A 12,890-nucleotide genomic window follows, 5' to 3' on the forward strand; every position below is an offset into this window, starting at 1 on the left:
GTTATTAATTTTCTTCGTCCATTAAGCTGCGGCGTTGCTTCGCAGCCTGTTTAGTCGTTTTAAATCGGTAATTAAAGGTTAAATTAAGTGAAGTTAATCGCCCTTGGGATTCCCCACGAGTGTAAAAGCCAGAACCATCTGTTGGTTCTAAGAATCGTGATTCGTATCGATTAATTCGAGAGCTAAATATATCTAAAATACTTAAACTAAGTGTCCCGTTTCCTTTCATAATATCTTTAGATGCGGAAAAGTCAGCCCAGGCGATATACCCGCGCGTTCCTTGGGGAGTTTGTTGCGGAGCTTCATAATTAGCTCTTACTTGCATATCCACCGCACCTATTTTTATACGTGAGCTGTGTCTAACAAACCAAGAATAAGTGTCAGCCTTAAATGCGGCATTTATATTGGAAGCATCCGTAATTGCTCTAAAGGCATTAAAACTTAAATCAGCTCTATAGGCTTTTGTGAACGAATAGGAACTGGCAATTTCTACTCCCATCGACTGTTGATCACTTAAATTAACGGGTAAGGTTTTAGCAAATCCCAAGGTATCGACAGTTCTGAATCGGTCGATTTTGCCAAAGGTTTGACGGTAATAAAGGGACGAGCTAATGCTTCCCTTATCAAAGTAACGTACGTTTCCTAAATCAAATGAATTGGTAAATTCAGGATTTAAATTGGGGTTACCAGAGAAGAAGTTTCGGTTATCAGAAAAGGTAACAAAAGGAGTTAAATCATTATAGGTAGGACGTCTCACCCGTCTGGAATAGCTTAATTGAAAGGAATTGTCTGGAGTGATCGTATACGTAAAATGGGCACTAGGAAACAAATTTGCATAATTCCTTGGGTTCTTTTCCTTCGATTCTTCTAGTTCCGTTTGAATGTCAGTTGTCTCCGCTCTTAACCCGAATTGGTAAGAAAATTGCTTCATTTTGTTTCCAAAAATCAGGTAAGCTGCCGAGATATTTTCTTTGTAATTAAATACGTTTTTCAAGCCCGGGATTATGGTAAATTGTCCTGATGGCTGTTGTTCTGTCACAATATAATCATTGATCATATTCCTGAAACTAGTACGAAGCCCCATTTCAATTTTGGCGTCTTTACCAATTGGATTTACGTAATCCGCTTGTAGAATCCATTGGCGTTCGAATTCATCGTTTAGAGCTTTTTGAACCTTGTTAAGTTCAGGAAAGGCGGATCCGTCTGGTTTCTTTCCATTTTGAGTATAGGTTTGATCTGATCTTTCCCAATAATCTAAGTAGCGTAAATCGGCGCTAAATTCTTTTCCTTTTTTGGCAAAGCTTTTCTTGAAAGTGAGGGCATATTCTCCATTCGGTTCTGCCTCTTTTTCATCTTGTTGGCGGTACGTGTCACTATATAAATTGAATAGATTGCCTCTGTAATCTAGGTAATTATAATCGGTTATCCGTTGCACATCTGTGCGTCTGAAGATGTAGGAAGCCGTTAAAATCGTTTTATCGTTGAAAAAATAGTCTGCTCCACCACGTACGTTGTTCACTAATCCCGTGACGTTGTTTTGAGACCTTTGTTCTAAATAATTCGTTTGTTTTCCGGTATACACCTCTTGGTAAATACTGCCTCTTCCAGGTGTTCTACGGTAGAAAACACCATAATTGATAAAGAAGTTGAATTTGTTTTTTCGGTAATTCACGATGGCAGTTCCTCCAAAATTCTCCGGATACCCTGTCGTCGTTTCAATGGCCCCATTGAATCCTTGGTTTTGGTTCTTTTTCAGCACGATATTGATAATCCCGGCCATTCCCTCTGCCTCATAACGTGCCGAGGGATTCGTAATGATTTCTACTTTATCAATTAGATTCCCTTGCAAGGATTGTAAGCCAGAAGATCCATTAATTCCTGCTAAAGTGGAGGGTTTTCCATCGATCAAAATCCGGACATTATCGCTTCCTCGCAGTTTAATCGCTCCCTCTGGATCCACTTGGATGGATGGTAAATTCCCTAATATTTCAGATGCTGTTGCGCCTTTGTTCGCTAAATCAGTCCCCACATTAAAGATCCGTTTGTCGAGGTTGAGTTCCATGGAGGCTTTTTGGCCCTTCACCACCACCTCATTCAAGGTCTGATTACTTTCCTTAACGGTAATGACACCTAAATTAATGGAAGATGTAAATGACTGATTAGCCATCTTCAAAGCTTCATAACCAATGCTTTCAATCAAAAGATCATACGTTCCTGGTGCTACTTCGACTACGAATTTTCCCTTTTCATTCCCAATCGTTCCAGTCACCAGTGAAGTGCCCTTAAAAATACGAATGCTAGAAAATGGGACGTTCACTTCCCCTTGAATCTTGATTTTTGTTTGAGCAAATAGGCTAGAAACGCACAATATTAGTAGAATCGGAAGAAGCCAAACGTTTTTCATACAATAGGTTTAGAATATTCTTGTAAGTTAGAAAGACAATTTTACATTGTTTATACCCTCCTGACCCGATTTTATTCTTATTTTTAACAGATATATCGACCAGCTATGAAAAAATTCGTTACTCTCTTTTTATTAACTATTTCTTTTTACTCGAAAGCTGATTCTTATGAGGCGCAAGCGAAGCGGGTGACAATCTATCGGGACGAATGGGGTATTCCACATATTTATGGAAAATCAGATGCAGATGCCGTTTTTGGATTAATGTATGCGCAATGTGAGGATGATTTTGCCCGAGTAGAGATGAATTACATTGAGAAATTGGGTCGAATGTCTGAGGTTAAAGGAGAAAAGGAATTAGCTTCTGACCTCTATATCAAGTTATTAATTGATGAAAAGGAGGCCAAAGAAGAATACAAAACCTCCCCTGTTTGGCTTAAAAAATTGTTAAACGCGTACGCCGATGGAATCAATTATTATTTACAAAAGCATCCGGAAGTAAAACCTAAATTATTAACCCATTTTGAACCTTGGTATCCCCTATTATGGACCGATGGATCCATTGGAGCTATTTCTACGGGAGATGTGACAGAACAAGAAACAGCTCTTTTCTATGGTTTACCAGCTCAAGTCGCTAGTGTGAAATACCAAACTCCAGACGAAAAATTAACGGGTTCGAATGGCTTCGCAGTAGGCCCTGCCCTCTCTAAATCAGGTCATTCTTTACTCTACATTAATCCGCACGTGACCTTTTATTTCCGTCCTGAAGTGCACGTAGTAAGTGAGGAAGGCTTATCGGTGTATGGAGCTGTAACGTGGGGTCAATTCTTTGTCTATCAAGGATTTAATCCGTACAATGGCTGGATGCATACCTCCTCAGAAGTCGATGTAGCGGATGCCTATATAGAGACAACCCGTTCGCGGAACGGACAGATGGAATACCTATTGGATGGTAAATGGATTCCTTTTCAAACGAAAATTATCACCTTGGGATCACGTAAAATCAAGGCCTATTTTAATCACCGAGGTCCCGTTTTAGCGGCAAGAAATGGCAAATGGATTTCTGTTCGTTCCTATAATAGATCTCGAAAGAGCTTAATGCAAAGCTGGTTGCGCACGAAAACGAAAGGATTGGCAGATTATAAACGTGTGATGGACATGAGGGCGAATACCTCGAATAATACGGTTTATGCAGATAATAAAGGTAATATCGCTTATTGGCACGGTAATTACGTTCCCCGAAGAGACGGCTCAAAAGACTGGGGCATTCCTCAGGATGGTTCTTCTAGCCAAATCGATTGGAAAGGACTTCATTCTGTTGCCGAAATCGTTCACGTATATAATCCCGTCTCTGGGTGGATTCAAAATTGCAACTCCACTCCTTTCACCGTTTCAGGAACTTCGAGTCCGCTTCGCACAGACTATCCTGTTTATATGGCGCCAGACGGCGAAAATTTCCGCGATCGAAATGCGGTTCGTTTATTTTCTCAGACGGGCAAATTGGATTTGCAGGGTTTGATTGGATTAGGTTACGATCGACGTTTGATGGCTTTCGAAACTTTACTACCAGCTCTTATTGATGCGGCAGGAAATGAATCGGATTTAGTAGAGGTAGTTCAGGAGTTGAAAAAATGGGATTATACTGCTTCTGCGAGTTCTGTGGCTCAAACTATCGCCATTCGTTGGGGACTGAAGATTATGCCTAGAATACCTAAGCCTAAGCAATTTGGAGGAGAAACGGAGGTTGTTGAGAATATGGAAAGCTATGCGAAAACGGGGGCTAAAACAGAAATGGTGCAAGCCTTAAGGGAAGTTTTAGCGGATTTAAATAAGGATTTTGGCACTTGGCGGGTTGCTTGGGGTGAATTGAATCGCTTTCAACGTATTTCGAATGGTGACGCCTTGCAAATGGATGATTCTAAAGCGAGTATTCCCGTACCCTTTTCCTCTTCCGCATGGGGACAGCTGCCCTCTTATACGAGTCGATCGATTCAAGGTTCGAAAAAATGGTATGGAGTAAATGGCAATAGCTTTATTGCGGCGGTGGAATTTGGCCCTAAAATTAAGGCTTATTCGCTGTTAGCAGGCGGTCAAAATGGTAGTCCTAATTCCCCTCACTTCTTCGATCAAGGTCAAATGTATGCGGAAGGGAAATTTAAGGATATTTATTTTTATAAAAGCGACGTATTGAAGCACGCGGTTGCTTCCTATCATCCTTAATATTTGTTATATTTAAACTTACGTTTTTACAAATGCCAAATCAAATACAAGCCGGATTCGAGTTTGAAGCTATCTTTCAAGAGGCAGCAATTGGTATAATTGTAACGAATTCGCGTTTTGAAATTATTCTTTCGAATCATTTTGCAGATAAATTATTTGGGTACGAAACGTCGGAGTTATTGGGGGAAAATATTTCCATATTGATTCCAAACCATTTAAAGGATCGGCATCAGGGTCATTTGGGAAATTTAGGTCATGAAAAACCCATTTCTCGTCCCATGGGGATTGGTTTAGATTTAAAGGCCAAAAGAAAGGACGGTTCCTTATTCCCTATCGAGATTTCCTTAAGTCACTTTAAAGCTAGTGATAGTATGCATTACATCGCTTTTGTGAGCGATGTGACGCTTAAACGGAAAGTGGAGATGGAGTTGATCTTAAAAAATCAGCAGATCAATCAGCTAAATGAGACTTTAGAACAAGAAGTAGCGGCTAGAACACAGGCTTTACAAAATACCTTGGACAAGTTAGAGGTCAATGCAAAAGAACTTGAAATTTCCTTAGAAAAGGAAAAGGTGCTAGGTGATTTGAAAACCCGCTTTGTCTCGATGGCTTCCCACGAATTTAGAACGCCATTGACGTCTATTTTGGGTTCGGCAACGCTGATTGAAAAATACGCGAAAGCAGAGGATCAACCTAAAAGAGAACAACATATTAACCGTATTAAGTCCTCTGTCAGTCATTTGACGGAGATTTTAGAGGAATTTTTATCTGTGGGTAAATTAGAAGATGGAAAATTAGAAATTCATCCAACTGAATTTACCATTCGGGATTTTTTACAAGATATTCTTACGGACTTTAGTACATATCAGCAAGGGATTCATTTAGAATTAGCCTCTGATTTTAGCTGCATTCAAGATGCTTCGATTCTACGAAAAGTGATTTTCAATGGCCTATCGAATGCCTTGAAATTCTCTCAAAAGGAGGTTGTGCTTCAAGTGGTTCAGCGAGATACTACCGTCGAGTTGATTATTATTGATCAAGGTATAGGTATTAGTGAGGAGGACCAAAAGCATTTATTCGAACGCTTTTTCCGTGGTGGAAATGCTACCGTTATTCAAGGAACGGGTTTAGGATTGCACTTGGTGGATCGCTATATGCGTTTATTGGGTGGAAGTGTGCAAATTAAAAGTGAATTAAATAAGGGAACTGAGCTACATATTCAGTTTCCCATGAGATAACAGTATGAGCAAGCGCCTATTAATCATTGAAGACAGTGTGGATATTCGGGAGAATACAGCAGAACTGTTAGAATTATCTGGATTCACCGTAGAGACAGCCTCTGATGGCTTAGAGGGGGTTAGATTAGCGCGTACTTGGAATCCTGATTTAGTGATTTGTGATATAATGATGCCTAATTTAGATGGATTTGGCGTATTGCAGGTATTCTCTAGTCAACCTGAATTAGCTTCTATTCCCTTTATCTTTCTCACGGCTAAAACCGATCGCGCTGATATGCGCAAGGGTATGGAAATGGGTGCAGATGATTATTTGACCAAACCGTTCCAAGAGGTGGAATTATTGCGCGCGATTGAGGCACGATTGAAGAAATCAAAAACGGCCATTCCTTTGTCTGCGTCAGTTTCAGATGTGGCTCTGGTTCACGAAGCATTAGCTTATTTAGATTTACCCACTTGGGAGGGTGAAAAGAAAACACAAACTCACGCGAAAAAGCAGGTGATTTATGCGGAAGGAGATCATCCGATTCGCTTGTATTATTTGGCCAAAGGAAAAGTAAAAGCCTACCATACGAACAAGGATGGCAAATATTTCATTACCTCTTTCATCCAAGAAGGGGAATTTTTCGGCTTCGTCGACATCTTAGAAAACCAGGCTTACCGTGAAAGCGCTGAAGCCTTAGAAGAATCCGTGATCATCAGCGTGTCCGCTGTCGAATTCCTGCAACGAATCAAGGAGAACATCCATTTGGAAGTCTTTTTCAGAAAAGCATTAACTAGCTATTTGTTGAAAAACGAAAAATTGATGGTAGAGATGGCTTACCAAAGTTTACGCATGCGGGTGGCGATGGTTTTAGTCGAATTAGCACAAACTTACGGGACTTCTATGTCCGAACCTTTGGTGATTAAACTATCGCGCGAAGATCTTGCTTCTCGCGTGGGAACAGCTACGGAATCCGTGATTCGTACGTTGAGTGACTTTAAAAAAGAGGGCTACTTGGATGTAAAAGGCGGAGAAATGACCTTGAAAAATATCGAAGGTCTCGTGAAGCTTAAATACTAAACGGATGGCAGATGATGGGACTCAAACTCGAATGGGCTAAATAATCAGAATACGCCATACCAATTCCCCAAGCTCCCCTAAATAGTAGTATTCCCGCGACAAACCATCCTAGGTATTGAAAAATTGGCTGTTTCTTTAATTTAGATGATCCCCAAATGTAGAGCTGAAGCGCTGGCAAGGTCGCTATGCCTAAAATCACCATGCTAAAAGCTCCGTAAATAGGTTTGGGTTGAATCAAAGCCACGCTTAAACCGGCTACCACAAGACCACAAGGTAAAAGTCCATTGGCCATTCCTAAGACAAAATAGCCACTGGGGCCCATTTTAGCTCCTATTTTCTGTAATTTTTTCCCAATCAATTGATGTAAAAAAGCGAGAGGCCCCTCTCCTATGTTTTGGCTAATAATTAGGAGTATAAAAACACCTGCCAATACATAATAATAAGACCATAGATTGGGAAATAGCCAAATGGATCCTATTCCAGCTACAAAATAACCCAGCGCACCATAGATGAAAATGCGTCCAAGTGGATAAAGCAGCATCCTAGCAGGTGATTTCCCGCGCGCGTTAATTTGAGCCACAATAGGTCCACACATCGCAAAGCAATGCCAGCTTCCGGCTAAACCGATGAGAAAAGTATAATACCAAGTATGCATTAAGGAATTTGAATTCGCTGTTCTTCGATATAGCTTTTGCCGTCTTTCTCCCAGCTTAAACTAACATTCCATGGACCTTTAACTAAAAAGGGCGTATGGATGAGTGCTAGGCCAGTTGAATCGGCAGAAACACTAAGTGTTTTATCTAAATTGGCATTGGATGGTCGGTAAAAAACTAAACTCCCTTTTGAAATGGAAGTTGGGAACTGAATTTTGGCTTGTTGAAAATCCGCTGAAAATGCTAAACTAGCCTTAGATGTTAAAGCCGCCGTTTGTTCCCGCTCATTGATTTTCTGTTGAAATGCCTGACCATCTGCATAGTAGTTCTTGCCCACTAATTCGATGGATTCTTTGGACATATTGACATAAAAATACGCCATAAATGCCCCAAAAAGTACAAAGGTGACAATAATGCCATGCCCCCAATTAAAGCTAAATTTATTCATCAGGTTGTATAAAACTGGTTTTAATAATCTCTTCTTTACCACTTGTTTCGATAATTTCTACCGGAACCTTTTCCCCATTCTTCCATTTACCTAGTTTGATTTTCAGGAAGAACTCCCCTTTTGCCATTTTCCCCGGGTTGACTAAATTAATAGGTTTTCCCACCCAAACAATCTTAAAGGGCTCAGGTGCCTCTATTCTAAAGCTTTGCTTTTCCATCGACTTGTTCAAAACCTCCATTTGGTATAAATTACTTACCTCATGTGTCTTTTCATCCACCTGGAAAATCATCCCGGGCGTACGAAGCAATGTGGTTTCAAAATTAGTCCGTGTGACTAACATATAGGCTAATCCCGCGATGATTAAGGCCAAAACAGTGCTATATGCCCCAATCCGAAAGGTGAACTTGAGTTTTTGTCCTGCATTTACCCCATTCAACGAATCGTAGCGAATTAAACCGGTAGGCTGATGCGTCTTTTCCATCACCATATCACAGGCATCGATACACGCCGTGCATCCAATGCATTCTAATTGATTACTCCCATTTCGGATATCAATTCCGGTAGGACAAACGCGTACACACCAATGGCAATCGATGCAGGCGCCTTTATCTTCCCCTTTTCCGCGCGGTTCTCCCCGCTTATGATCATATTGAACCAAAATCGAATTGTTATCCAATAATACGCCTTGAAGACGACCATAGGGGCAAATAACCATACAAACCATCTCTCTAAACCGGGCAAATACAAAGTAAAAGACCGCTGTAAAAATTAAAATGGCGACTAAACCCACCACGTGATCCATGGGTGATTCTGTAACTAATTTGAGCCATTCCTTTTTGCTGATGATATACATCAAAAAGGTGTTCGCAATAGCGAATGACAAGAGAACGAACAAGGTATGCTTAGTTCCTCTTTTCAAGATCTTCTCGGTATTCCAAGGGGATTCGGCTAGTTTTCTTTGAGCTTTATCATCTCCCTCTATCCAGTATTCAATCTTCCGAAATAACATTTCCATGAAGATGGTCTGCGGGCAAGCCCAGCCACACCAGATGCGACCAAATAATACGGTAAATAAACTGACAAATAAAAGGAATGCGACAAGTCCTAAGGCTACTAAATGGAAGTCCTGTGGAAAAAACGGCACACCCCAAAAGATAAATTTCCGTTCTAACACATTAAATAGGAAGATGGGATTCCCTTTGTATTCGATCCAAGGTAAACCGAATAATAGTGTTAATAACAGGTACGAAAAGTATGTTCTTAGGCGGTAGAATTGTCCGATAATGCGACCTGGATAGATCCAAAGTCGTTTCCCGTCCTTAGTCTGGTTGTACAGATGGTTCCGGTAATCATCATTATCGATATTGAATTGTGACATAAAAAAAGAGGGTCCGTTGCCGGACCCCTTTAAGATTAAAATGGAGACTTTTCTCGGCAGGTACTCAACCCAAAAGGCTTGTAGAGTAAGCAAAATCTAAATACTCCCGTTAGGGCTATAATAACGGCGACAATGTAAACCGTTAATGCAAGGTTTGCGGGGATAATTCGGGCATAAGCCAGAATGGCTAAACTTACGGCGATCGCTAATCGAAAGATTCGATCCATTTTACCTACGTTCTTTTTCATAATTAGGGAGTTTTAGTTTCTGTTCCTTGTGGTTCTTTCGCACCTGGAGGATTGGATCCTTGAAGTGTCAGAATATAAGAGGCAACTTTCTGAATTTGTAACGGATTTAAGGTCTTATTCCACGCAATCATCCCCTTTTCAGGAATACCATGGGTAATCGTTTTAAATAAATCCTTTACATCTCCACCGTGAATCCAAAACTTATCCGTTAAGTTAGGTCCCACACCGCCTTGCCCCTTATCACCGTGACAAGCTACACAATTTGTAGAATATAGTTGAGAACCCTCTGTTAAATCTTTGGCCTCTTTTACTACCGTCACATTATCCTCGTTTACTGAATTAGCAAACTTCTTCATGTACTCTTCTCTCGCTTTTTCTGCAATCGTTACCTCGGTTTTATATTCCGTTTCTTGAATATTGCCATCCTGGTACACGTGGTAATACAGCCCATAAACGACAGCAAAAAGGATCGTTAAATAGAATAAATACATGAACCAAGGCGGCGTAGGATTATCTAATTCCGCAATATCATCGTATTTATGCTCCATTAAGAGGTCTTTTTCTTTTTCCAAAGGCTTTAAACCAGTGAATCCATCCCACCAGCTTAGCTTTTCTGCCGGTTCAGGGGAAGCTTTATCGGCTAGTTTTTTTAGCGCCACATGCAACTGTAGGGTTACTATTAAAATGACAATCCCCGTTATCAGGATCATACTTACTAACCAAATTTCAACAACAGTAACTGACATAATCGTATTATTTTAAGTTCTCATTTAGGTTATTACCTTCGTTAAAGGGCATTTGCTCCATTTCAACGAGGTGCTTTTTGTCCATCCATAGTAAGTAGACTCCTACTAGTACGAAGAATGTCAAAAAGATCAGCAGCGAGAAAATCATATAATTGTCTGCTCCTGGAATGGTCGCTATAAATTGCTTAAACATGCGCTTATTTTTTAGAAATGTCCGTACCTAAACGTTGTAAATAGGCGATCAAAGCAATAATCTCTTTGTCTTGACTAACCTTAATTTTCTCTGACGCTAAATTCGCTTGAATCGCCGTCGCCTGCGTATTCAGATCTTTCACCGCATTAGCAATCTCATCCGTTGAATAAGGAACACCTAATTTTTTCATGGCAGCTAACTTATCCTGCGTTTGAGACGTATTCAATGTTTGCTCTAATAACCAGGCATAATTTGGCATAATCGAACCAGGTGACATGCTACTCGGCTCTCTCATGTGGTGATAGTGCCAAGAATCAGGGTATTTACCCCCTTCTCTATGCAAATCCGGTCCCGTACGTTTGGATCCCCAAAGGAAAGGATGATCGTAAACGAACTCACCAGATTTAGAGAATTCACCGTAGCGTTCCGTCTCACTTCTAAATGGACGAACTAACTGAGAGTGACAACTCACACAACCTTCGCGGATGTAAATATCACGTCCCTCTAACTCTAAAGAGCTATATGGTTTCACCGACTCAATTGTAGGAACGTTTGATTTTACCATAAACGTAGGAACTAATTCCACCAAAGAGCCAACTAAAATCATTACTAAAGAAGCCACTAATAACTGGATAGGGCGTTTTTCAATCCAACGGTGCCAGTGTCCATCACTCTCGTGTTTCTCTTCGATGATGGCTAATGGAGCTGCTTCTGCTTTCTCATTCGCTAACAAAGTGCCTTGAGCCATCGTTTTGAACAAGTTATAGGCCATTAAGATTGCTCCTGTTAAGTACAAGGTTCCACCTAATGCGCGCATCATGTGCATGGGCAATAATTGCAAAGTAGTATCTAAGAAGTTACCATATTGCAAAGTGCCTTCTGCTGTGAACTGTTTCCACATCATCCCTTGGGTGAAACCAGAGATGTACATAGGGATAGCATAAAAGGCAATACCAATTGTTCCGATCCAGAAGTGGGTTTTTACGAGTTTTTCTGAATACAAATTTGTTTGGAAGATGCGGGGAACTAACCAATATAACATCGCAAATGTCAAGAAACCATTCCAGCCTAAAGCTCCTACGTGCACGTGTGCAACGATCCAGTCTGTAAAGTGGGCAATGGCATTAATGTTTTTTAAGGATAACATCGGTCCTTCGAAAGTAGCCATACCATACGAAGTAATACCCACCACCATAAATTTCAATAACGTATTCTCGCGTACTTGATCCCAAGCACCGCGTAAAGTCAAAAGACCATTAATCATACCACCCCAGGATGGAGCAATTAACATAATCGAGAAAACAACCCCTAATGACTGTGCCCAATCAGGCAATGACGAATACAACAAGTGGTGAGGTCCAGCCCAGATATAGATAAAGATCAAGGCCCAAAAGTGTAAAATAGAAAGACGGTATGAGTAGACCGGACGGTTCGCCATTTTTGGCAAGAAATAATACATCATCCCTAAGAATGGGGTCGTCAAGAAAAACGCCACCGCATTATGACCATACCACCATTGAATCAGGGCATCTTGGACGCCTGCATACACATAATAGGATTTAAATAATGAAATAGGTAATTGCATTGAGTTCGTCAAGTGCAATACAGCCACCGTAATGAATGTTGCGATGTAGAACCAAATTGCTACATACAAGTGTCGCTCTCTTCTTTTAAAGATTGTTCCGAACATGTTGATGCCAAATGCCACCCAAACCAAGGTAATCGCAATGTCGATAGGCCATTCTAATTCCGCGTATTCGTGTGATGTCGTGATTCCTAACGGTAAGGTGATCGCTGCAGCTACAATGATTAATTGCCAACCCCAGAAATGAAAATTGGACAAGAAATCACTGAACATACGTGCTTTCAAAAGACGTTGCAGCGAATAGTAGACCCCAGCAAAAATGGCATTACCCACAAAAGCAAAAATCACTGCATTCGTATGCAATGGACGTAAGCGGCCAAAAGTTCCATATTGCGTTAGATTCCAAGAGGGAGCAAAAAGTTGAGTAGCAATGATGACACCTACTGTCATTCCGATTACTCCCCAAAGTATGGTCGCTAAGGAAAAATTTCGAACCACTTTATTATCGTAATAAAATTGCTCTAATGAGGTAGATTTTGTACTCATAGTTTGTTTGTTTTTTGGTCATCCTGTAAAATGCGCATCGCTGGAGTGATTAAATCCTCTTGTTGTCCCGTTTTAATGGACCAAACAAAGGCAATAACAAATCCGATGGCCATAAAAAGGCTTAATCCGATCATTAGGTACATTATTTCCATTGTCTACACATTTTATTTGTTG

The 12,890-nt window shown here is 40.6% G+C and carries 12 protein-coding genes; 3 read left to right on the forward strand and 9 right to left on the reverse strand.

What is annotated here, in order from left to right; genetic code table 11:
- Positions 1-4: 4 nt before the first annotated feature.
- On the reverse strand, positions 5-2,404 hold the full coding sequence (locus SKC37_RS03040; protein WP_377980048.1) for a TonB-dependent receptor: 2,400 nt from the start codon (positions 2,402-2,404) through the stop codon (positions 5-7).
- A gap of 105 nt (positions 2,405-2,509) precedes the next feature.
- Here SKC37_RS03040 and SKC37_RS03045 point away from each other — a divergent pair, with 105 nt between their 5' ends.
- From SKC37_RS03045 to SKC37_RS03055, 3 genes are read left to right on the forward strand one after another with little or no spacing between them, the layout of a single operon-like run.
- Positions 2,510-4,621 (forward strand): penicillin acylase family protein, encoded by a 2,112-nt coding sequence (locus tag SKC37_RS03045; RefSeq protein WP_377980049.1) that lies wholly within the window; start codon positions 2,510-2,512, stop codon positions 4,619-4,621.
- Positions 4,622-4,653: 32 nt separating this feature from the next.
- The gene (locus tag SKC37_RS03050; RefSeq protein ID WP_377980050.1) at positions 4,654-5,859 is read left to right on the forward strand and encodes a PAS domain-containing sensor histidine kinase; all 1,206 of its coding nucleotides are present in this window, start codon (positions 4,654-4,656) and stop codon (positions 5,857-5,859) included.
- Positions 5,860-5,863: 4 nt separating this feature from the next.
- A complete protein-coding gene (locus tag SKC37_RS03055) occupies positions 5,864-6,919 on the forward strand; it encodes a response regulator (protein ID WP_377980051.1) in 1,056 nt (351 codons plus the stop codon).
- On the opposite strand, the gene SKC37_RS03060 is transcribed toward SKC37_RS03055, so the two are convergent.
- From SKC37_RS03060 to ccoS, 8 genes are read right to left on the reverse strand one after another with little or no spacing between them, the layout of a single operon-like run.
- Positions 6,909-7,574 (reverse strand): sulfite exporter TauE/SafE family protein, encoded by a 666-nt coding sequence (locus SKC37_RS03060; RefSeq protein WP_377980052.1) that lies wholly within the window; start codon positions 7,572-7,574, stop codon positions 6,909-6,911. The two genes, SKC37_RS03055 and SKC37_RS03060, sit on opposite strands and share 11 nt — an antisense overlap.
- Positions 7,574-8,020, reverse strand: a complete 447-nt coding sequence (locus SKC37_RS03065) for a FixH family protein (RefSeq protein WP_377980053.1) — start codon at positions 8,018-8,020, stop codon at positions 7,574-7,576. Before SKC37_RS03065 ends, SKC37_RS03060 begins: the two co-directional genes overlap by 1 nt.
- Entirely contained in the window at positions 8,013-9,398 is a 1,386-nt protein-coding gene (gene ccoG, locus SKC37_RS03070) for a cytochrome c oxidase accessory protein CcoG (RefSeq protein ID WP_377980054.1), read from the reverse strand. The genes SKC37_RS03065 and ccoG overlap by 8 nt, the downstream gene beginning before the upstream one ends.
- A 35-nt stretch (positions 9,399-9,433) precedes the next feature.
- The gene (locus SKC37_RS03075; protein ID WP_377980055.1) at positions 9,434-9,646 is read right to left on the reverse strand and encodes a YgaP family membrane protein; all 213 of its coding nucleotides are present in this window, start codon (positions 9,644-9,646) and stop codon (positions 9,434-9,436) included.
- Between the two features lie 2 nt (positions 9,647-9,648).
- Complete coding sequence (locus SKC37_RS03080) at positions 9,649-10,392, reverse strand: cbb3-type cytochrome c oxidase N-terminal domain-containing protein (RefSeq protein WP_377980056.1); 744 nt, start codon at positions 10,390-10,392, stop codon at positions 9,649-9,651.
- Between the two features lie 7 nt (positions 10,393-10,399).
- Positions 10,400-10,585, reverse strand: coding sequence for a hypothetical protein (locus tag SKC37_RS03085; RefSeq protein ID WP_377980057.1), 186 nt, complete (start codon positions 10,583-10,585; stop codon positions 10,400-10,402).
- A gap of 4 nt (positions 10,586-10,589) precedes the next feature.
- Positions 10,590-12,716, reverse strand: a complete 2,127-nt coding sequence (ccoN, locus tag SKC37_RS03090; RefSeq protein WP_377980058.1) for a cytochrome-c oxidase, cbb3-type subunit I — start codon at positions 12,714-12,716, stop codon at positions 10,590-10,592.
- Positions 12,713-12,868 (reverse strand): cbb3-type cytochrome oxidase assembly protein CcoS, encoded by a 156-nt coding sequence (ccoS, locus tag SKC37_RS03095; RefSeq protein ID WP_223130542.1) that lies wholly within the window; start codon positions 12,866-12,868, stop codon positions 12,713-12,715. Before ccoS ends, ccoN begins: the two co-directional genes overlap by 4 nt.
- Between the last annotated feature and the right edge of the window lie 22 nt (positions 12,869-12,890).

It is taken from the genome of Aquirufa esocilacus, assembly GCF_042715595.1.
GTDB classification, from domain to species: Bacteria; Bacteroidota; Bacteroidia; order Cytophagales; family Spirosomataceae; genus Aquirufa; species Aquirufa esocilacus.

Bases quoted from the DNA above. Each gene is read 5' to 3' on its own strand.
- SKC37_RS03040 (WP_377980048.1), bottom strand. From the start codon at position 2,404: ATGAAAAACGTTTGGCTTCTTCCGATTCTACTAATATTGTGCGTTTCT.
- SKC37_RS03045 (WP_377980049.1), top strand. From the start codon at position 2,510: ATGAAAAAATTCGTTACTCTCTTTTTATTAACTATTTCTTTTTACTCG.
- SKC37_RS03050 (WP_377980050.1), top strand. From the start codon at position 4,654: ATGCCAAATCAAATACAAGCCGGATTCGAGTTTGAAGCTATCTTTCAA.
- SKC37_RS03055 (WP_377980051.1), top strand. From the start codon at position 5,864: ATGAGCAAGCGCCTATTAATCATTGAAGACAGTGTGGATATTCGGGAG.
- SKC37_RS03060 (WP_377980052.1), bottom strand. From the start codon at position 7,574: ATGCATACTTGGTATTATACTTTTCTCATCGGTTTAGCCGGAAGCTGG.
- SKC37_RS03065 (WP_377980053.1), bottom strand. From the start codon at position 8,020: ATGAATAAATTTAGCTTTAATTGGGGGCATGGCATTATTGTCACCTTT.
- ccoG (WP_377980054.1), bottom strand. From the start codon at position 9,398: ATGTCACAATTCAATATCGATAATGATGATTACCGGAACCATCTGTAC.
- SKC37_RS03075 (WP_377980055.1), bottom strand. From the start codon at position 9,646: ATGAAAAAGAACGTAGGTAAAATGGATCGAATCTTTCGATTAGCGATC.
- SKC37_RS03080 (WP_377980056.1), bottom strand. From the start codon at position 10,392: ATGTCAGTTACTGTTGTTGAAATTTGGTTAGTAAGTATGATCCTGATA.
- SKC37_RS03085 (WP_377980057.1), bottom strand. From the start codon at position 10,585: ATGTTTAAGCAATTTATAGCGACCATTCCAGGAGCAGACAATTATATG.
- ccoN (WP_377980058.1), bottom strand. From the start codon at position 12,716: ATGAGTACAAAATCTACCTCATTAGAGCAATTTTATTACGATAATAAA.
- ccoS (WP_223130542.1), bottom strand. From the start codon at position 12,868: ATGGAAATAATGTACCTAATGATCGGATTAAGCCTTTTTATGGCCATC.